This is a genomic window from Alteromonas sp. BMJM2 (assembly GCF_027257845.1).
In the GTDB taxonomy this organism is placed as follows: Bacteria; Pseudomonadota; Gammaproteobacteria; order Enterobacterales; family Alteromonadaceae; genus Alteromonas.
Genome location: NZ_JAPVOT010000007.1, coordinates 211,874 through 233,098, shown reverse-complemented (window position 1 = coordinate 233,098; position 21,225 = coordinate 211,874). Strand labels below are relative to the sequence as shown.

At 43.8% G+C, this 21,225-nt stretch carries 15 protein-coding genes, 2 tRNA genes and 1 pseudogene; 13 read left to right on the top strand and 5 right to left on the bottom strand.

Annotation, left to right across the window (positions count from 1 at the left end; translation table 11 throughout):
• The first annotated feature begins 238 nt into the window (after positions 1-238).
• The 9 genes from O9X84_RS10250 (at position 239) to rpsO (ending at position 7,990) form a co-directional block, all read left to right on the top strand.
• The gene (locus O9X84_RS10250; RefSeq protein ID WP_032096572.1) at positions 239-541 is read left to right on the top strand and encodes a 4a-hydroxytetrahydrobiopterin dehydratase; all 303 of its coding nucleotides are present in this window, start codon (positions 239-241) and stop codon (positions 539-541) included.
• A gap of 193 nt (positions 542-734) precedes the next feature.
• A tRNA-Met gene (locus O9X84_RS10245) sits at positions 735-811 on the top strand.
• A 53-nt stretch (positions 812-864) separates the two neighbouring features.
• A tRNA-Met gene (locus tag O9X84_RS10240) sits at positions 865-941 on the top strand.
• A gap of 584 nt (positions 942-1,525) precedes the next feature.
• Positions 1,526-1,984 (top strand): ribosome maturation factor RimP, encoded by a 459-nt coding sequence (gene rimP, locus O9X84_RS10235; protein ID WP_269519652.1) that lies wholly within the window; start codon positions 1,526-1,528, stop codon positions 1,982-1,984.
• 45 nt (positions 1,985-2,029) lie between these two features.
• Positions 2,030-3,526: a transcription termination factor NusA gene (nusA, locus tag O9X84_RS10230; protein ID WP_032096571.1), complete on the top strand. Its 1,497-nt coding sequence runs from the start codon at positions 2,030-2,032 to the stop codon at positions 3,524-3,526.
• A gap of 24 nt (positions 3,527-3,550) precedes the next feature.
• Positions 3,551-6,133 carry a translation initiation factor IF-2 gene (gene infB, locus O9X84_RS10225; RefSeq protein WP_269519651.1) on the top strand — a complete coding sequence of 861 codons (2,583 nt, stop codon included), beginning with the start codon at positions 3,551-3,553 and terminating at the stop codon, positions 6,131-6,133.
• Positions 6,134-6,223: 90 nt separating this feature from the next.
• Complete coding sequence (rbfA, locus tag O9X84_RS10220) at positions 6,224-6,625, top strand: 30S ribosome-binding factor RbfA (protein WP_269519649.1); 402 nt, start codon at positions 6,224-6,226, stop codon at positions 6,623-6,625.
• The gene (truB, locus tag O9X84_RS10215) at positions 6,626-7,600 is read left to right on the top strand and encodes a tRNA pseudouridine(55) synthase TruB (RefSeq protein WP_269519648.1); all 975 of its coding nucleotides are present in this window, start codon (positions 6,626-6,628) and stop codon (positions 7,598-7,600) included. It begins immediately after the preceding gene.
• A gap of 120 nt (positions 7,601-7,720) precedes the next feature.
• Entirely contained in the window at positions 7,721-7,990 is a 270-nt protein-coding gene (rpsO, locus tag O9X84_RS10210) for a 30S ribosomal protein S15 (protein ID WP_032096567.1), read from the top strand.
• A 180-nt stretch (positions 7,991-8,170) separates the two neighbouring features.
• Here rpsO and rluF read toward each other — a convergent pair whose 3' ends face one another.
• The 3 genes from rluF to O9X84_RS10195 all read right to left on the bottom strand — a co-directional run bounded on the left by rluF (position 8,171) and on the right by O9X84_RS10195 (position 11,655).
• On the bottom strand, positions 8,171-8,917 hold the full coding sequence (gene rluF / locus O9X84_RS10205; RefSeq protein WP_269519646.1) for a 23S rRNA pseudouridine(2604) synthase RluF: 747 nt from the start codon (positions 8,915-8,917) through the stop codon (positions 8,171-8,173).
• Between the two features lie 145 nt (positions 8,918-9,062).
• Positions 9,063-9,878 carry a hypothetical protein gene (locus tag O9X84_RS10200; protein WP_269519645.1) on the bottom strand — a complete coding sequence of 272 codons (816 nt, stop codon included), beginning with the start codon at positions 9,876-9,878 and terminating at the stop codon, positions 9,063-9,065.
• A gap of 226 nt (positions 9,879-10,104) precedes the next feature.
• Positions 10,105-11,655, bottom strand: coding sequence for a carbon-nitrogen hydrolase family protein (locus tag O9X84_RS10195; RefSeq protein WP_269519643.1), 1,551 nt, complete (start codon positions 11,653-11,655; stop codon positions 10,105-10,107).
• A 220-nt stretch (positions 11,656-11,875) separates the two neighbouring features.
• On the opposite strand from O9X84_RS10195, the gene O9X84_RS10190 reads away from it, so the two are divergent.
• The gene (locus O9X84_RS10190) at positions 11,876-12,556 is read left to right on the top strand and encodes a 2OG-Fe(II) oxygenase (protein WP_269519641.1); all 681 of its coding nucleotides are present in this window, start codon (positions 11,876-11,878) and stop codon (positions 12,554-12,556) included.
• A 172-nt stretch (positions 12,557-12,728) separates the two neighbouring features.
• A complete protein-coding gene (locus O9X84_RS10185; RefSeq protein WP_269519639.1) occupies positions 12,729-14,498 on the top strand; it encodes a response regulator in 1,770 nt (589 codons plus the stop codon).
• A 95-nt stretch (positions 14,499-14,593) separates the two neighbouring features.
• On the opposite strand, the pseudogene O9X84_RS10180 reads toward O9X84_RS10185, so the two are convergent.
• Together O9X84_RS10180 and O9X84_RS10170 are read right to left on the bottom strand one after the other, a co-directional pair.
• Positions 14,594-16,827, bottom strand: a pseudogene (locus O9X84_RS10180) (ExeM/NucH family extracellular endonuclease).
• A gap of 405 nt (positions 16,828-17,232) precedes the next feature.
• A complete protein-coding gene (locus tag O9X84_RS10170) occupies positions 17,233-18,552 on the bottom strand; it encodes a DUF2252 family protein (protein ID WP_269519635.1) in 1,320 nt (439 codons plus the stop codon).
• 285 nt (positions 18,553-18,837) lie between these two features.
• Between O9X84_RS10170 and ahpC the strand changes: the two genes are divergently transcribed.
• Complete coding sequence (gene ahpC / locus O9X84_RS10165; protein WP_442864526.1) at positions 18,838-19,395, top strand: alkyl hydroperoxide reductase subunit C; 558 nt, start codon at positions 18,838-18,840, stop codon at positions 19,393-19,395.
• Positions 19,396-19,561: 166 nt separating this feature from the next.
• A complete protein-coding gene (gene ahpF / locus O9X84_RS10160) occupies positions 19,562-21,175 on the top strand; it encodes an alkyl hydroperoxide reductase subunit F (RefSeq protein ID WP_269519632.1) in 1,614 nt (537 codons plus the stop codon).
• Positions 21,176-21,225: the final 50 nt, after the last annotated feature.

Sequence of the window (21,225 nt, the reverse complement as noted above, 5' to 3'; positions counted from 1 at the left end):
CGGTAGGAGTTAATTTACTTATTGCGTCACCAACAATGGCGATATGAAGTATGCAGGAGCCGTATACGAGGCCCGTACGTACGGTTCTGTGAGAGGGATGAGGCGGTGACGCCTCACCCTACTCGATGTAAACATTTATCACCACTAATACCTGAGACTTGGCATTTTAATATTAGCGTTTACTTTTCAATTTATCGCTGAGTTATTTAGAGTATCCAAAACAACAGGAGATAGTGCTATGACAACAAAACTAGATGACGCCGCCATTGAATCTAAATTAATCACACTCAACGAATTGGTCGTTGATGGTGACAAATGGGTGAGAGACGGTGATGCAATAACAAAGACGTTTTCGTTTAAAAGTTTTATTCGAGCGTTTGGTTGGATGTCACAAATTGCTATTTGGGCTGAAAAGCTCAAACACCATCCCGAATGGTTTAATGTTTATAACAAAGTGGAAGTAAAATTAACCACTCATGATGTTGATGGGTTGAGTGATCTCGACTTTTCACTGGCTGAAAAAATGGAAAAGTTTAAATAGATAGAGACGTAAAAGCGGATAAAGCGCATTATTTTGTATTATGTTTGCACACATTGTTCAATAAACCTGCGAACAGTCAGAAAAATGCAATATTTTGATGTTAGACGCTTGTGTTAAAAAAGTCCCTATGTATAATACGCTCCACGTTGAGGCGAGGAAGAAAAGCCAAGCAATCTCAACCGATATTTTCTGGCGCGGGATGGAGCAGTCTGGTAGCTCGTCGGGCTCATAACCCGAAGGTCGTAGGTTCAAATCCTGCTCCCGCAACCACAGAAAATATACCAGAATTTTTAAAATGTGTATATCACATTTTACCGTACAGACGCGGGATGGAGCAGTCTGGTAGCTCGTCGGGCTCATAACCCGAAGGTCGTAGGTTCAAATCCTGCTCCCGCAACCACATTAAAAACCCAGCTTTTGCTGGGTTTTTTTTGCTTGTTTAATTGTACATGATAGGTCTCTTTAGCTTTGCCTTTACATTCCTGACTCTTTTCCTTTCTACATCTTTATGTGCAGAAAAAATATGCAGAAAAAAAATCCCAGCGATTACACTGCATTATTATTGTATTGAGTTACCAAGTTAGATTGAAAGTCTACGCGAGTTCTTGCCGCCCTCTATAAAAGACACTCTTTCCGGTTCCAAAGCTTGTGAAAGCGAAAGCCATGTTCAAAGAAATAGAGTAAATTTTGTATCGCTGTTGCTTAATGCGGTGCCTGTACGTATAATGCAGTGATTAGGTAATGAGAGCGGGCTCCCTCAAGTTTTTAGGAAAGTAACGCACTTATTAATAGCAAGCTATCACCTGACGGTGTTTTTACCCAAATAGATGTCGCTTTCTAAAAGCGATGGTATAGGGTTCAGAATTACAACAAAAAGCCCCGCTAGTCCGGGGCTTTTTGTTGTATTAAAACCTAGTGAAGTAACGTTTATCTAGGTGATGACAGGTGGGCTTATGGCCCTTTTTTCGTTTTTGGAGGTTTGGATTGGCAAGACTTGAAGATAAACTAACCGAAATGCTAAATCCTGGTGTTGAAGCACTTGGGTTCGAGCTGGTTGGTGTCGAGTTTGTACGTGCGGGGAAACATTATATTCTTCGCGTTTTTATTGATCACGAGAATGGTATTTCCGTTGATAATTGTGCAGATGTTAGTCATCAAGTAAGCGCAATATTAGACGTAGAAGATCCGATCAGTACCGAATACAACTTGGAAGTGTCATCACCTGGAATGGATAGGCCGCTTTTCAATGAAAAGCATTATAAGGCTTCTGTGGGTGAAGTGGTTCAAGTTCGTTTGTCTATGCCGATGGACGACAGACGTAATTTCAAAGGCGAAGTACTTTCTTGCGAAGACGGCATGATAAGTATTGAAGTGGATGGCCAACAGTTCCAGTTAGCTGTGGCGAATATCGAAAAAGGTAACGTTGTTCCCACGTTCGATTAACGGAACAGCTCTGCTTTCATCGACGAAGGCAAAAGAGAGGCGAAAATGAATAAAGAAATTTTGTTAGTGGCGGAAGCCGTTTCAAATGAAAAACAAGTGCCTAGAGAAAAGATTTTTGAAGCGTTAGAGTTTGCGATTGCAAGCGCGACGAAAAAGAAAAATGAAGGCGAAATAGAAGTTCGTGTAAGTATCGACAGAACGTCTGGCGACTTTGACACATTCCGTCGTTGGTTAGTTACACCTGATGACCAAGAACAAGAAAACCCATACGCTGAAATTACAATTTCAGCGGCTCAGGTTGATGAACCAGAGATAGAATTGGGTGACTATGTTGAAGAACAGATTGAATCTATCAAGTTCGACCGCATAACTACGCAGACTGCAAAACAAGTTATCGTACAAAAAGTTCGAGAAGCAGAACGCCAGCAAATGATTGCTGAGTACGAAGACAGAGTTGGCGAGTTAGTGACTGGTACGGTTAAGAAAGTTAATCGCGACAACATCATTATTGATTTAGGTAATAACGCAGAAGGTGTTATTTACCGCGACGATATGCTCCCAAGAGAGACATTCCGTCCAGGTGATAGAGTACGTGGTCTGCTTTATGTTATTCGTCCAGAAGCCCGTGGTGCACAGCTATTTATTAGCCGTACTCACCCAGACATGCTGGTTGAATTATTCCGCCTTGAAGTACCAGAAATCGCGGAAGAAACATTAGAGATAAAATCTGCAGCACGAGATCCAGGTTCACGAGCAAAAATTGCCGTTAAAACTAACGACAAACGCTTAGACCCAGTGGGTGCGTGTGTTGGTATGCGTGGTTCACGCGTACAGGCAGTATCTGGAGAGCTAGGCGGTGAGCGTGTCGATATCGTATTGTGGGATGAGAATCCGGCGCAATTTGTTATCAACGCCATGGCGCCTGCAGAGGTAGCATCGATTGTTGTTGATGAAGATAACAACACGATGGACGTAGCAGTTGAAGCAGATAACCTTGCGCAAGCAATTGGTAGAAGCGGTCAAAACGTACGTCTAGCCAGCCAACTAAGTGGCTGGGAACTTAACGTGATGACGGTTGACGATCTCAACAAGAAACACGAAGAAGAAAATGCGAAGGTACTTAACCTATTCACAGCTGGTCTTGATATTGATGAAGATTTTGCATCAGTACTAGTAGATGAAGGCTTTACCACGTTAGAAGAGGTAGCCTACGTTCCAGTAAGTGAACTTTTAGCGGTTGAAGGATTAGATGAAGATACCGTTGAAGAACTGCGTACAAGAGCGCGTGCCTTCCTAACTACGCGAGCACTAGCGGACGAAGAGTCCCTTGAAGGTGCAGAACCGACAGAAGCCTTATTAAATCTTGAAGGTATGAGTAAACACGTGGCTTATGTGTTGGCCAGCCGCGGTATTACCGACCTAGAAGAATTAGCAGAACAAGGCACCGATGATATCAATGATATCGATGAACTTAACGACGAAACTGCAGGTGCATTAATAATGGCTGCTCGTAACATCGTTTGGTTCAGTGAAGAAGAGTAAGGTCAACAGGGGGATAATTACGTAATGGCAGATGTATCTATAGAAAAGCTCGCCAGCGACATTGGTACGACCGTTGACCGATTGGTTGGCCAATTTAAAGACGCGGGTATTGTAAAGAATGCCGGCGGTCAAGTTAACGAAGAAGAGAAACAAAAACTGTTGGATCATTTAAGTAAGCAACACGGTAGCTCAGCAGAGCCCACGCGCATGACATTAAAGCGCAAGACGACCAGTACACTAAGCGTTGGAAAGTCGAAAGAAGTAAAAGTTGAAGTACGCAAAAAACGTACTTACGTTAAACGTACTGACGTTGAAGAAGAAGCGAAGCGTCAGGAAGAAGAGCGTATTAAGCGCGAAGCTGAAGAAAAAGCGGCAGCAGAAGCTAAGCAAGCAGCGGAAGAAAAAGCACGCAAAGCAGCTGAAGCGAAAAAGGCAGCTGACGAAGAGCGTGCCCGTCGTGCAGAGCAAGCTAAGAAAGACGCTGAAGCTCGCAAGAAAAACGAGCCGGAGCTTTCTGAAGCTGAAAAAGCGAAGCAAGAAGCTGCTCGTCAAGAAGAAGAACGTTTACGTAAGGCTCAAGAAGAAGAGTCTCAGAAGAAGCTTGAAGAAGATGCCAAAAAGGCAGCTGAAGAAGCGCGTAAACTAGCTGAAGAAAATGAACGTCGCTGGAAAGAAGAAGAAGAGCGTCGTAAGAAAGCGGAAGCTGAAGAAGTTCACTTGCACTCAAATCGCTATGCTCAAGAAGCAGAAGACGAAGAAGACATGCAGGTTGAGCGTTCATCACGCCGTCGTCGCAAGTCGAAAAAACATGCTGGTGAACACCTTAAGCAAGGCTTTAACAAGCCTGCACAACCTGTAGAGCGCGTAGTTAAACTTGGCGCTACTATTACGGTTGGTGAATTAGCAAGCAAGTTAGCGATTAAGTCTAATGAAGTTATCAAAGCCATGATGAAAATGGGTGAGATGGCAACGATTAACCAAGTGCTTGACCAAGACACAGCCGTTTTAGTGGTTGAAGAAATGGGTCATAAGTTTGAGTTAGTGAATGACAATGCGCTAGAAGATGAATTACTTGCTGAAGGCATGGACGGTGTTAAAACAACTCGTGCTCCAGTAGTAACTATCATGGGTCACGTTGACCATGGTAAGACATCATTACTCGATTTCATTCGTCGCGCTAAAGTAGCAGACGGAGAAGCAGGTGGTATTACTCAGCATATCGGTGCCTACAAAGTAGAAACTGATAACGGCGAGATTACTTTCCTAGATACACCTGGACACGCGGCATTTACTGCAATGCGTGCACGTGGTGCAACGGCGACTGATATTGTTATCTTGGTTGTTGCTGCCGATGATGGTGTTATGCCACAAACTAAAGAAGCGGTTCAGCATGCTAAAGCGGCTGGCGTTCCTTTGATTGTTGCTGTAAACAAAATGGATAAAGAGTCTGCTGACCCTGATCGCGTTAAGAGCGAGCTTCTTCAACTTGAAGTTATTCCAGAAGAATACGGCGGTGAGCACCAGTTCTGTAACGTATCAGCTAAAACTGGTATGGGTGTTGAAGAATTACTAGAAGCTATCGTACTTCAAGCTGAATTGCTTGATTTAAAAGCGGTACCTGAAGGTCCATGTCGCGGTATCGTTATTGAATCACGTCTTGATAAAGGCCGTGGTCCTGTAGCGTCTGTATTGGTTCAAGAAGGACAACTTCGCCCAGGTGACATCCTGTTATGTGGTGAAGAGTACGGTCGTGTTCGTGCAATGCGCGATGAAAATGGACAAGAGATGAAGTTTGCTGGTCCATCAACGCCTGTTGAAGTACTCGGTTTATCTGGTGTACCGGTTGCCGGTGAAGATGCGGCAGTAGTGCAAGATGAGCGTAAAGCTCGTGAAGTAGCTGCGAAGCGTCATCAGAAAAAACGTGAGCTTAAATTAGCACGTCAGCAAAAAGCGAAACTTGAAAACATGTTTGCGAACATGGCATCAGGCGACGTGAGCGAATTGAACATCGTACTTAAAGCCGATGTGCAGGGCTCTGTTGAAGCGATTGCTGAATCACTCACTAAACTTTCTACATCAGAAGTAAAAGTTAACATCGTTGGTAGCGGTGTTGGTGGAATTACTGAAACTGACGCTACACTTGCAGCGGCATCTGGTGCAATTGTTGTTGGCTTTAACGTTCGTGCCGACGCATCTGCGCGTAAAGTGCTTGAAGCAGAAGAAATTGATTTGCGCTACTACAGCGTAATTTACAGCCTTATCGACGAAGTGAAAGCGGCCATGAGCGGTATGCTTGCACCTGAGTTCAAACAAGAAATCATTGGTTTGGCTGAAGTGCGTGACGTATTCAAATCGCCTAAGCTTGGTGCGATTGCAGGTTGTATGGTTACCGAAGGTAACATTAAGCGCAGCAACCCAATCCGTGTACTTCGTGAAAACGTTGTTATATACGAAGGCGAACTAGAGTCGCTACGTCGCTTTAAAGACGACGTGCAAGAGGTTCGTAACGGTATGGAATGTGGTATTGGCGTGAAGAACTACAACGATGTGAAAGTAGGTGACCAAATTGAGGTCTTCGAAATCGTTGAGGTTAAGCGCGAAATTTAATTGCCTGTTTTAATTGGCATTTAAAAAGCGGGGGCCGAGTGCTCCCGCTTTTGTCTATACGCTTATTATAAATAGGGTAAGGAGTTTAGAATGGCTCGTGAATTTTCACGTACCGATAGGGTCGCTCAGCAAGTTCATAAAGAAGTAGCGAGTATCCTTCAAAACGAATACAAGCACAGAGTAGGCGACATGCCGCTAATCACTGTGTCTGAAGTTGAGGTATCACGAGATTTAGCACACGCGAAAATCTACGTCACTATCTACAACAGCACTGAAGAAGAAGGCAAAGTGCAGCTTAAGCAGCTTAAAGAACTTAAAGGCTTTGTGCGCAGCATACTAGCGAAGCGTTTACGTATGCGCTCGGTGCCTGATCTTCATTTCTTCGAAGACAGGTCGATCATCGAAGGTATGCGTATCTCAAACTTGGTTTCCCAGACCATTGCTACTGATGAGTCAAAGCGCGAACTTGATGACGAACAAGAGTCGGAGTAAATGGCAAGACGACGTAAAGGCCGTGATATTAACGGCATAGTACTACTTGATAAGCCGCTTGGCGGCTCATCTAACCAGCTGCTTCAAAAGGTTCGATGGTTGTATAAGGCAGTAAAAGCTGGGCATACAGGTGCACTAGACCCTTTAGCGAGCGGCATGTTGCCATTGTGTTTAGGCGAGGCAACTAAGTTTTCTCAGTTCTTGCTCGATGCCGAAAAAACCTATGAAGTTACCGCTCAATTAGGTGTTCGTACCACCACCTCAGACGCTGATGGCGAAGTAGTTGAAGAGAAACCCGTTGATGTTACTGATGCACAGGTTAACGAAGCTTGCCTTGCATTTTTAGGTAAAAGCAAGCAGATACCCTCTATGTTTTCCGCGCTCAAGCATCAAGGCAAGCCTTTGTATTTCTATGCCCGTCAAGGTATTGAAATAGAGAGAGAGCCTCGCGATATTGAGGTTTTTGAGCTTGATGTTTTGCGCATCGAATTGCCTTACGTGGAAATGCGAATAAAGTGCAGCAAAGGAACTTACATACGCTCAATTGTTGACGACCTAGGTCAAAATCTAGGTTGCGGCGCGTATGTAACACGTTTGCATCGCACTGAAGTTGCAGATTATCCGACGGATAAAATGGTGTCATTAGATACCCTTATCAGCACGCAAGAATCCCTCGATGAGGGTGACTTTGCGGCATTAGATGCCTTTCTTATCCCCATGGATACAGCTGTAAGTCGCTTGCCCCGCGTCACTATAAATGATGAAGAACGCAGTCGTTTCGATCATGGACAAAGTGTTAAGGGGGTATGCGAAGCAGATCTTGTTGTGGGTGTTTCCTACCGCGTATATCATCAGCAAGCAGACGACTTGTTATTTTTAGGCGTAGGCGAGGGGGTAAAAGACCCGCGAGATCAGGGACAGCCCAAAAACGAAATCTTCGTCAATCCAAAACGGCGAGTGGTTTATCCACAGTAATGAATTAATAGAAAAGAAAATGCCTTTGTGGCTTGCTAACTGGGCAAGCGTCATTATAATACGCGCTTCATTCCGTTCTGCTGAATTAGTGATCGGCGGAACATAATTTAGGAGAATGTTATGTCACTAACTAAAGAACAAACTGCAAAAATCATTGCTGAGTACGGCGTAAAAGAAGGCGACACTGGTTCACCAGAAGTTCAAGTAGCTTTGCTTACTCACAATATCAACAAGCTTCAAGGTCACTTTGCTGATCATAAGAAAGATCACCATTCACGTCGTGGTCTTCTTCGTATGGTTAGCCAGCGTCGTAAGCTACTAGATTACCTTAAAGGCAAGAACGCTCAGCGTTACCTTGACCTTATCAAGCGTCTAGGCCTTCGTCGATAAGACCTGGGTTGTACAAAAAAAGCGTCCATTGGACGCTTTTTTTGTACCTTGAATTTAGTGCTATTTTTTTACTGCTATCTTACTCGGGGTCTACAGATGTTTTGTAACTGTTTATGAGTACTTTTACACGTGCTTTTGCGATTACCGATGAGCACTCTTCTTTTAAACATCTTCACCGTCTTACTTTTCTTGCAATGTCTTAGTTGAGTGTTTCACCGCACTATTCAAAGTAGCTAGTTCCCGAGTGGTGAGTTCTCGCCATTGTCCGGGGCGAAGGTTGCTTAGCGCTAAGTGCATAATTCGCGTGCGCTTAAGCTTCGTTACTTCATACCCTAAAAATTCGCACATTCTGCGAATTTGCCTGTTTAGGCCCTGAGTTAGAATAATAGAAAACTTATTTCTGCCTATCTGCCTTACCGTGCACGGCTTTGTCACTGTTCCTAATATAGGCACGCCGCGGGCCATTTTAGTTAAGAACCTTTCACTTACTGGTTGATCTACCGTGACTTCATATTCCTTGTCATGAGCGTTCTCAGCACGCAATATCTTATTCACAATATCACCGTCGCTGGTTAAGATAATAAGCCCCTCTGAAGGCTTATCTAAGCGGCCTACGGGAAAAATTCGCTCTTTGTGGCCAATGGCATCAATAATGTTGCCTTTCACATGGCGCTCTGTGGTGCAGGTGATCCCAATGGGCTTGTTATAAACAAGGTAGACGCGATCTGATTTGTCTTTGGCAACTGCGCCAATACGCTTTTTATCTACTTCCACAGTGTCGTTAGGGCCTACTTTAGTGCCTAACTCTGGAGTTTTACCATTAATGGTGACGCGATTTTGCTCAATGAGTTTGTCGGCCTCACGGCGAGAGCATAAACCGGTATCACTAATGTATTTATTCAAGCGTTTAAGCGTCTGCTCGCTCATTGAACTCAGTTTCCTTTGTTGTATAGGGGTTACTTTAGTAAGCAACTATAACTTTCTAAAATAAAAGTGGCGATTATTTCACGAACAAAGGGGCAGTCAGCCCCTTTATATATTCGTACTATTTTGCCTAATGTTGAAGTGCTATCTAGCCGGCATTTGGCGATGCGGCAGGGCTTGAACCTGCTGGGGCGGCGCTATTAGTATTGTTGGCACTTGTACCAGATACCACTTTGGTAGCAATTTCCCTAATTTCGTTTTCTAAGCTGTTCAGCCTGCCAGATAACGTTGCGTTGCGCTTTTCAAGCACTGATAAGGTGTCAGCTAAGTTTTTAACGTCTTGCTGGGTTCCTGCTTTGTCATCCGCAGTTTGCTCAAGACGAACATTCACTGCTAGAAGCTCATCGGCTACTGAGGCGAGCTGATTTTTCAAAGAACCCATGGTGGCTGATTGGGCATCTACATCTTCAGATACCGCATTTATGTCTTTATTTGCGGCACTTTGAACCTTACTCACGCGCTCGCCTAAATCTGCAATTTCTTTTTGGTTTCTACGCCATGCAGAAGCCCAGAGCTTATCCATTTGTTCCCATAATTCACTGGTTTTATCATTCAGTTCATTGACTTTTACTTGCAGAGCAACCGTCGATTCGCCCATTTCCTCACCTGTAGCAGAGAGTTTATTCTCCAGCAACATGATGCGCTCTTCTGCTCGCTCAGCAATCGCTTTTTGCTGTTCAAGTAATGTGAATAAATAATAACAGCCACCGCACGCAGATAAGGCAATAAGGGCAATCAAAGCTACCCACAAACCGTTGCCACCGGATGAAGATGATGGGGTTGACACTGACGAGGCTGAGGGAGCACTACTAGGTGAAGTTTGGCGCTTGGTTTGATAATCGCGACGGTCTTCGTCATCTAACCTAATAGTTGGAAATTCATCATTTTTTGAGTTGTTAGGCATAATATCGTTACATTCTCATTCTGGTTGTTTCTTCATCGATTAAACCTTATTTTACAAAGCCTAAGGCACAGGTTTACCGCAAGAAACGCTAATTCTTTGCTCACTACCGCATGGTATCGCTTATTTTAATTAAATGCCACGGCTTATCCGAGCAAAGCCTGTATACAAATGGAGTATCAAAAAAAGGCGAACACTATGATGTGAAGTGTTCGCCTTCAAATGAAGTTTAATCGCCCATCCACTCAACTCGGTACAGGTCGCGACGTCTATCTAAATAGTTTCTCACCGAACCTTCGTTTTGCAGTTTAGTCAGCTTGTCTAAATCTAAATCAACAATCAAAGTCATTTCTGTATTTGGCGTTGTTTCAGACACAATAGCATCGTGAGGAAAAGCAAAATCGCTCGGTGAAAATACCGCAGTTTGTCCGTATTGAATGTCAACGTTGTCTACTTTCGGTAAGTTACCCACGCTGCCAGCAATTGCCACGTAACACTCATTTTCAATAGCTCTTGCTTGCGCACAGCGTCTAACGCGTAAGTAGCCATTTTTTGTGTCTGTCCAAAACGGTACGAAGAGAATTTGCATTTCCTGATCGGCAAGAATGCGCGCCAGCTCTGGAAACTCAACGTCGTAACAAATAAGCACGCCTATTTTTCCGAAGTCGGTATCAAAGGTTTTCAGGCTATTTCCGCCTTTCATGATCCAGTCTTCTTTTTCATGCGGGGTAGGGTGCAGCTTATACTGACTTTCTATCGTGCCATCACGCTTACAGATATAGCTTACGTTATAAAGCAAATCGTCTTCTACTACAGGCATTGAGCCCGCGATAATGGTAATGTTATAAGACACGGCTAAATGAGACACCGACGTAAGGATTTCATCGGTATAGGTAGCAAGGTGCCAAATTGCGTCAATGGACGACTCTGTCGGGCACAGCCCCATGAGAGGTGCATTGAAAAACTCAGGGAACAGCGCCACATCACAGGAGTAATCTGACAACGCATCCACAAAGTATTCAACCTGCTGCAATAGCTCTTCTACATTGTTGAAATAGCGCATTTGCCACTGAATACAGCCAATTCTGGCACTCAGTTTTCTACTGGCTATCAGTGATGGCGTGCCTGGTTCATAATAGATATTGTGCCATTGTAAAAGCGTTGCATACCCTTGTGACGCCTCATCTTCGGGGAGGTAAGCAGTCATGACTTGCTTTACTTCAAACCCATTAGATAATTGAAAGGTAAGGATAGGATCGTAAATATCCTTCAGTTTTACCTGCTCAATGTATTCATATGGCGTCAGTTCCTGGGCATGGTTGCGGTAGTTAGGAATACGACCACCGGCCATAATCGATTTCAGATTAAGGTTTCGGCACAACTCTTTTCTTGCTTCATACAACCTTCTGCCAAGTCTTAACCCTCTGTATTCAGGGCAAACAATGACCTCTACGCCGTACAGTACATCACCATTTGGATCGTGAGTAGTAAGATAGGCATCGCCTGTGATTTCATCGTAGCTATGTTTGTCACCAAATTGATCATAATCAACAATGACTGATATAGCGAAAGCAACCACTTTGCCCTTATCTTCTATACAAATTTGACCATCAGAAAATGTGGTTACCTGTGCTTTGTAATTTGAGTAAGGCCACGCACCGCCAACATTGGCGTAAACCGTATCCATAAGATCTTTGACATCGTTGTAGTCATCTAATCGTAAATTTCGTAAGTCGAGGTGATGCTCTGTCTCTTCTATTTGTGTTTGATCTTGACTCATTAACAACTCTCTTTTGCGTTACGTCTTGGTAGGGCCGTTCAAGGTATGCCTACATTCAATCATACATTTCATTAAAAATAAGCAAAAACCATGCTTTTTATTTAGCGATGAAAAATTTTGTGGTTCACAACAAAAAAATAGCGGCTGGTTTGGAATGATTCTGGTTGTGAATAAAGGTGATTAAATTTATAACGCTTCCAAATCAATTTTAGAATACATAATGCAAAGTCTTAACGTTACTCACCTTACCAATGTTAGCCCTCTTCCCGTTTTTGATGAGGCTCTTTTCGAGTCAATCGTCAACGACTTAGTGACGCAAGGGTTTAGTGTTCAGCACTGTGCGCTGCCTAGTTTTATTACTGATGCATTGCTGTCTTGTCAGCGTGCTATGGCAGACAGTGAATATCAAAAAGCTGGCATTGGTAGAGCATCAAGTTTTCAGCATGTGGACGCTATACGCACAGACGATATTAGCTGGATTACCGGCAGCACGGTTGAGGGGGAAATTTGGCTATCGTGGTGTGATGCACTGAAAACCTATATTAATAAAACCCTGTTTATGGGGTTGTTTTCATTTGAGAGTCACTTTGCTTGTTACGACGTGGGGGCCTATTACAAACGCCACGTAGACGCCTTTAAAGGGCAAAGTAACAGGGCGCTCTCACTGGTAGCATATCTCAATGAACAATGGCTAGAAAGCGATGGCGGCGAACTCGTTTTGTACACAAGTGAAAACGATGCTACGGGTTTTACAGTGCGACCCGAAAAGGGAACGTTTGTGATTTTCTTAAGTGAACAATTTCCCCATGAAGTGTTAACGTCAAAGCGTCAGCGTCATTCAGTGGCGGGGTGGTTTAGAGTAAATGGTAGTATTAATGGTCAAATAGACCCACCAAGATAACCATGACTAGCGCAATATAGGGGGTAAGTGCTAATATCGGAGAGGAGATGCAATATTATGCATACTTGCCCACAGCGTTGTTTTTTCATTACTGTAAGTCTTTCACCCAAGTAGATGCGCTTACAATCAACGTTGTGTTACTCAAGGAAAAGACGTAAGAAGTGGTTGTTAAATGTTGGAAAAAATCCCTGATCCCGTACCAAGAGAAGACCTTCATGTATTGGTTATTGATAATCAAGGGTTAGTGCACGATGTAGTGGCCTCAGCACTGCACGAAGTTGGGATAAAACATGTAAGTAGCGCATTTAATGCCTTTCATGCGAAGCGCTTATGCGAAACCAGACAGTTTGATTTTGTTTTACTTGCCTTTAATGTCAGTCACGATAAAGACGGCTTTCATTTATTTGAAGAGTTAAAGCATCTCAACTATATCAACGATACCACCACGGTTATTTTCTTAAGCGCTGAAACGTCCACAGAGCTGGTAAACTGCATTGTCGAGTTGCAGCCCCATGACTTTTGGGTAAAACCATTACAGCGAACGAAAATAGTTTCTCGTCTTCAGTATCTTCTTCATATTCGATACAAACTTCATAAAATGCTGCACTGCATGCAAAATGGCGATTATTCCACGGCCATGTATTACGCAGAGCGACAATTAAAAGACAGTTCGTTAATAGAATATCACCCGAGAATAAAGCGCTTAATTGGCGATTGTCTGCTGCAATTGCGAGACTTTGAAACCGCTGAGAATTATTTTCGAGAGCTGTTGCAAAGTATGGATCACGCTTGGGTGCACATTGGGCTCACTCGCTCGCTGCTTCGCCAAGACGAGCTAGAAGAGGCTCAGCTAATTGTAGATGATTTGCTTCAGCGGCCTGACACTCGCTTTCTTACGTTCGATTTACTGGCCCAGTATTTTATTGAAAAAGAGCAGTTTGATATTGCCTACGAACAAATGAAAGAGGCGAGTCGGCTTGCACCGCGAAACATCGAACGAAATAAACGCTTGTGGGATTTAGCACGGTTAAATCACGATAAACTTGGACAGCTTTCTGCCGTGCAAAATATGGCAAAGTTTGCCAAAAACTCTATTCATGACTCACCTCAGCTTTCTTTAAATGTGATACGTTCTACCATTGATTTAGCCACTAGCCTTGGCGGCACTGATGCTGAAAAATATATTCAGCGTGCGCAAAACGAACTTAATAATGTCGCGCAGCAAAAAGGTGTACGCACTGAACTGGGCGAGCAAGTGAACGTTATTAAAGCCAGAGTGCTTTGTCTAAAAGATGACAAGAAAGCCGCTGAGCAAGTGATGAAGCAAAGCTCGGCGAGTACGGATGGCCTGTCTATGGAAGACAGCCTAGATAAAATGAAAGCTTTTCATGAGTTGGGTATGCGCGAGCATTGTATTAGTATTTTGGAAAAACTTAGAAAGCAAATTGAGGGCGATACGTTCACATCGCAAGTGGTTGATGAATATCTCAAGCAAGAGTCTATAGAACGAAACGAAATTCAATTTACGACTAAAGAGCTTAAGCATATGGCGACGGTGAACTACAAAGAAAATCGCCTTGGTCCAGCCTACAATAACCTTCGACAGGCACTAACAATTTCTCCTACCGACAAGCAAGTGGCCCTAAGTTTACTTAAAATCATTACGAATATTCATGTAGGTGAAGATTTAACTGACGAACAAATAAATTCGGCTAAGGCGGCGGCAAAGGTATTGTTAGAAGGCAAACTTTCTCCCACTCAAGCTGAAAAGCGCGACATATATATTCAGCGGTTAGGACTTGAAATTGATGATGTGAAAGCGTCAGACTTTATTGGCGTTCTGTCACAAGAAGTCAGTGCATTAGATTCCAGCGCTTCAAGCAGTAGCTCATTACAAAGCAATAGTAAGGACGGCGCAAAGGAACGTGAAGCATCTCAATAGATAACTACCGTACAAATAAACTTCATGTTTTTATAATTAAATAAAAAGAGGCAGCCAAACGCTGCCTCTTTGTGTTGTCGTGTTATTTTCAACGTTTAGCTAGCGCGTTTTTTTGACGCGCTGTTTTTAGAAACAGCAGACCAACGGCGAAAACCAACCATTGCAGCAAGCAATGTCAGAATTCCTCCCATTGAGCCACCAGAACTATCCTCGTCCTCATTAGGTATCGGAAGCGCAGCTGGTTCGTCTGCGACTAAATTGAAGGTAGCAATAAACGGGTCGTGATCAGAACTTCTAACCGGACCAATATCAGTAAACGCATAACCTTCTTCATCTGGGTAGAATCGAAGTGCCTGGTTATATTGAAGTTGATAGGCTTCAACAGAGTTGATGTTCCAATGTGTGCCATCAACGGCGTCTGCTAGTATGGCATCGCTTGCTAATACGTGGTCTAGGCTACCCACTTGCTCGGTACCAAAGAACCAGTAAGAAAAACCATCTTCATCAAAGGTTTCTGCAAGATTATGGTAACCAAAGTTTGTATCCACCTCGACAGCTTCACCTTCATCCATTCCAGTGTTAATCGCAGTTTTAATTGTGTATCCACGGTTTTCTTGCGTGTAGTCGGTAAGCACTGCAACAGGGTCTTCTGCACTGTAGGCATTTAAATCACCGAGTATTATTTTGCGCTCAGGCAGTGTTTCATCATTTAGCGCATTACCTAGTGTGATGGCAGCAGATACTCTAAGTGCGTTACAACTGCCCTGAATGGTGTCAATATCAGATGGCGCTTCTGCAACATCTTCCGCACACTGAGAACCCTTTGACTTAAAGTGGTTGACTGCAACAGCAAACGTTTCGCCGCTTTCGGTGTGCTCGAAGGTTCGCACCAGCGACGGCCCCATTCTTGCTAGCCTATCTTCCGATACTTGTTGTTCAGGCATCGCCACTATTACCGCATCGCCTTGTGGCGTCTCCACTGTGCCGCGATACAAAAGCCCAACGGTAATTGCGTCAGTGCCAATTTGCGAGTTATCAGCAGTACTGATAAACGCGTATTGCTCTGCTTCGCCAAGCTGAGCATTAATGGCATTAAGTAAAGATTGAATGGCACTATCATCGCCAAAACCGTCGTTCTCGATTTCCATTAGGCCGACAACGTCAGCATTTAAGTCAACAATAGCCTCTACTATAATAGCCTCTACTATACGACTTTCTTGAAGTGCAAAAGCCGTTTCGCTTTCAGCGCCGCGATTATCGTCGTAGTCGAAGGTCAGTTCACCGTTTTCATCTTCATCACCATTGAAATAGTTCAGGACGTTAAAGGTAGCCACTGACAGATTACCTTCGCTGACCACTGGGGTATCTTCACGGGTAGAGGTAACCGCAATGACTTCGGTAGGGTTGATGCGGTAAGTCCCAAAGCTGAAATTCAGCGGGCCCGATGCAGACACAGTGTCGCCAATACGAATGGTATTTGCGTAGCTAAAGTTGGGGAAGAAGCTGATTGCATCTGGGTATTGTGAACCGCTGTTATCTTCAATAGTTAATAGGCTAGCTTCACTCTCTGTCTGTGCAGCAGCGAAGGCATCAGAAAGGGGAGGGGCAATATCGCTTGGCTGACGTTTAACACCATTACTCACCACAATTTCACCGAAACGCCAAAGCGAGTTGGTGCTGGTTACCGTGGCATTGGTGACGCTAACTAACATACCTTCAAAAGCTTCTAAATCTTCTTCGTAAGGCATTGAAATGCTAGTGGTAACCACATCATCACTCGCACCGCAATCTGCTGCTACAACGTCACTATCCATCTCTATGGTTGTCATGCCGAAGTTTTCAGTTACGCTTCCGTATAAACGAATAACATTGCCAACTGTGATGTCCGTCTCGCCTTCGACAATAATCGCCTCAGACGTCGTTGTATCACCATCGCTATCAGCATTTTCTTCTTGGATAAAGAAGCCGCCTTGTCGTGTGCCGGTAATGATGGCTTCAACAATATGACTATTTCCCGCTTCTAAAGAGGCAGCGTCAGGGCCTTGTATTGCGCTTATGAGTGTTGCATCATCGCCACAAACGCCTAATGCAACTGGTATTCTTCACCATCGCTACCGCCACCGTTATTGGCACTTCCAATGCCATACTCGGATAGGTCAGCAACGTCATTTATCACATAAAGCTGAACGGCTTTTGGTACACCGCTCGATAAAGGGCCGTCAATCACACCGCTGATGACAATGTCGTTTGCCATGGCGACGTTAGTTGCTGCAGAAAGTGAGAGCGCAGATAGAATGCCTGCGCTAAGTAAAGATAGTGATGTTCTCACGTTGTTTTCCCTTTTGTAGTAGTGTTTTTTTATTTTTTTATGCCCTTGAGGGCAGGCAACATGAATGTTGCTTACACTACCGTATAGGGAATTTTTAAGCGTAACTATGACTTAAGCTTATTCAAGCTGTTTTTTAAAATTCCAATTAAAAACAGTAGTTTAGGTTGTATGGGTGAGTTTATTTATCACGTTGGCTACTGTTAAGGAACTCGGCGTTTGCGTTAAGTAACAGTACTGCGTTGTATTTAATAGCTAGAAACGTGGTGGAGCAATGCACTATCGTGAGATACGCGGATACCTTTAAAAAAACCATATCTTAAAAGCTCATACCCCAGAAGCCCATACCCCAGAAGCTCATACCTTCACAAAAAGTGCATATCGAAGCGCACCCCTTACAAAAGCAAATCATGACAAAGCCAGTTCCCCGCAAAAGTAAGCATAATCGTCGAGCACTTTATTTGCATATTCGTTCGAGGCGGTAACCATTTGTTCACGTGCGTCTGGCAATAAATTACAAGCAGCGGTGGCAAATCGTGTACTGCGACGGTCTCCACGGCAATGGGCGAGTGCTAATGTATAGCCACAAAGCTCTGCAAAATAGTCAAAGCCACCTTGGGTCGCTTTTTTGCCCATGACAACATCTTCAGGTGAAATGCCAACTTTAGCGTGATGGCGCGAACGGATGAGATAGTGCTTATTCTCGAAAATTGCCTCATCTAAGATCAGGTCTGGATTGCGCTGCATTCGTCGCTGGCTTCGTGCGGTTAAATGAGCAGGATTAAGCTGATTGACGGGGCAAAGGGATGCGAAGTGATGAAGAGGCGCGGCTTCACGCTGTTGCTTTACTTCTACAATATGACAATGGGAAAAACTCACTGAGGTATGGGGTTTTTGGGGGCCGACTAAAAAATAGAAGCGGTCGAGGTTTACCGAGCCGGTTCCGGCATCCTCGCGGCGCACGATATCAACCACCGAGTCATCCATAAAAGGCGCAAAGGCGTTGTAGAGTTCAGAATATTGTTTGTCGGTTAGTGGAGTGAATTTTGGGCTATTCGCGTTAAATGATAAAATATCATTGTTAAAAACTACCGCCCGAGCAAGGGCACTTTTTGTTGTAAAAGCGCTGCCGTTAGCACTTCTCAATACTGCTTTATCGTAAAGCTTGGCCAATTTTGTGGCTACTTTTTCAGGTCGCCAGTTAACCGCTTCGTTAATTACGCTTTCATCTTCGGTCACTCTGCGGCAGGTTTCGATGTAAGCGCTTAAAAAAGTATGTTGTGCATTAATCACGTCGTTTTTGCTAATGACGGGTTTCGTTGCGTCAACGTCGTTATCCACATAGACCCCACTTACAATACCTTCACAGTGTATTTGAGATAGAGCAAATGACGTGAGCAACCGGATTATGTCCCAGTGCGCTCTGCCAACGCAGGCATCGTCAAAATCATTGGGTGAAAAAATAACGGTATCACCGTGGGAGCCCTCTTCGGTAAGAAACCCAAAATTAGACAAGTGGCAATCGCCCACAATACTTGTTAGCGGTATGGCATTGAGGTTGTCTGGCAGGGATATGACCCCATTATACACATCGGAGTAAAATAGCTGTGCAGAACCGCGGAAGAAAACAAAAGGGCTTGAAGCCATTTTTATATGTTTTCCGATGGTCCTTGACGGTGTCGAACCATCAATTCTAGCAATGTCTTGGGCAAGTCGCGAGTTTCGCATTAGACTACTCCGGTGTTATATCGCGTTGTTTTTAATCATATTTGATAAGTTTTAATCGTTCGATTCAATAACTTGATTAGACGATTCATATTTACCAATTAGTGTTTTATAAATTAGCGCGCTATTCTTTGCATCAAGTTGAAGGGCACTTGAAGTAAGCGAAACAAAAATTGCAAAACCAAGTGGTCATATAAAACGTAAAGATTACTCTCGTATGCTACTGGCTTACGAATCTAATTTAAAAACAATCTTTCTTAAACCATAACGGAGAATTTAAACATGGCAATGATCAATACTGCTGTTAAGCCTTTTAAAGCAACAGCATTTAAAGACGGCGAATTTATTGACGTAAGTAATGAAGATATCAAAGGCAAATGGTCAGTATTCGTATTTTACCCAGCTGACTTCACATTTGTATGCCCAACTGAGCTTGGTGACATCGCTGATAAGTACGAAGAGCTACAGTCTCGTGGCGTAGAAGTATTCTCAGTATCTACTGACACTCACTTCACTCACAAAGCATGGCACGATTCTTCAGATACAATCAACAAAATCAAATTTGCAATGATTGGCGACCCAACTGGCGAAATCACACGCAACTTCGACTGCATGCGTGAAACAATGGGCCTAGCTGACCGTGCAACATTTGTTGTAGACCCAGAAGGTATTGTACAAGCAATGGAAATCACGTCTGAAGGCATTGGCCGTGACGCAGATGACCTAGTACGTAAGATTAAAGCGGCTCAGTACGTAGCGAACAACCCAGGCGAAGTATGTCCAGCTAAATGGAAAGAAGGCGAAGCAACACTAGCACCTTCACTAGACCTAGTTGGTAAAATCTAAGCACTGACGCAACTAGCGCGTTTTTACAGAAACGCAACTAGTCGATAGGGAGTGAATTCTCACTCCCTCTATTCAATTTTTATTTAACTTTCCAGTTTCCGCTTATAAGTTGACCATCAAAAATGGTTGGCGGGGATCGGCATGTCGAAAATAAGGCAGGACAACCGTGTTAACTAAAGAAATTTTACAAGCATTGAAGGGTTATACCGAGACAATGCAAAAAGACGTAACCTTTGTCGTACAGACCGGTGAACACAGCAAGCGTGAAGAGCTTGTTGGCTTTCTGTCCGACATTGCAGGTGTAAGCGATAAACTTAGTGTTGAAGAACGCGACACAAACGGCGTACTTCGCAGCTCTATAAGCTTTTTATTAGAAGCTGATGGAGAAGATACGGGGATCAGATTTTCAGGTATTCCGGGCGGTCATGAGTTTAACTCACTGATTCTAGCCATGCTGCATGCTTCAGGAACTGAATTAAAACTAGATGACAGCGTAGCGTCTATAGTTAAAGCAGTGAGCGAACCACTTAATTTCGAAGTGTTTATCAGCCTAAGCTGCCACAACTGCCCAGAAGTCGTACAAGCGCTTAATCAGTTTGCGCTAATCAATCCGAACATTACGTCTGAGATGATAGATGGCGGTTTGTATCAGAACGTTATTGAAGAACGTGACATTCAGGGTGTACCAAGTGTTTACCTAAACGGCGAACTATTCGCTAACGGTAAAGTTGATGCCGCTGTGCTTATTAATAAGCTGATTGAGCAAGATCCAAGTTTAAAAGACGCCAACAAAGGCGAGTCAATGCCTTTACAAGACGTAACTGTGATTGGCGGTGGTCCAGCTGGTGTGGCATCCGCTATCTACAGCGCTCGTAAAGGCTTAAAGGTATCGGTTATCGCAGAAACATTTGGCGGCCAAGTTAAAGATACTATGGGCATTGAGAATTTAATTTCAGTGTCGAAAACCACAGGCCCAGAGCTTGTAGGCAACTTGATGGAACACGTGCGCGACTATGACATTACTCTTAAAGAGCATGTGCGTGTTGATAACATCGAAAAAGGCAATATCAAAACGATTACGCTTTCTTCTGGCGAGCAAATTCGTACTCGTAGTCTTATTGTTGCCACCGGCGCTCGTTGGAGAGAACTAGGTGTGCCTGGTGAGAGAGAGAACATAGGCAACGGCGTGGCATATTGCCCACACTGTGACGGTCCATTCTTTAAAGGTAAAGATGTTGCAGTGATTGGTGGCGGTAACTCAGGTATTGAGGCGGCCCTTGATTTAGCCGGTATTGTGAAATCGGTAACTGTTTTTGAATTCATGCCTGAATTAAAAGCAGACCAAGTACTGATTGATCAAGCAAACAAGCGTGACAACATTACCATTATCAAGAATGCGGCAACGCGTCAGATTTTAGCTGAAAATGGCAAAGTAAATGCTATCGAGTACCAAGATCGCAGTACCAACGAAGTACACACGAAAGAATTAGTCGGTGTGTTTGTTCAAATTGGATTGGTACCGAATAGCCAATTTATGAAGGATACTGTTGAGCTTACTCAATATGGCGAAGTTGTTATTGACGGTAAATGTCATACTTCTGAGCCTGGCATATTCGCTGCCGGTGACGTGACAACAGTGCCTTATAAGCAGATCGTAATCTCGATGGGCGAGGGTGCTAAAGCGTCGCTAGCCGCTTTTGAATACTTGCTAAGTCATGAAGTAGCTGACACTGAAGAAACTAGCGAAAAAAATAGTGAAAAAGAAACAGAAGCTGCCTAACTAAAAAGCGGCAGCAGATACCAAAAACCGGATAAGTTTACTTATCCGGT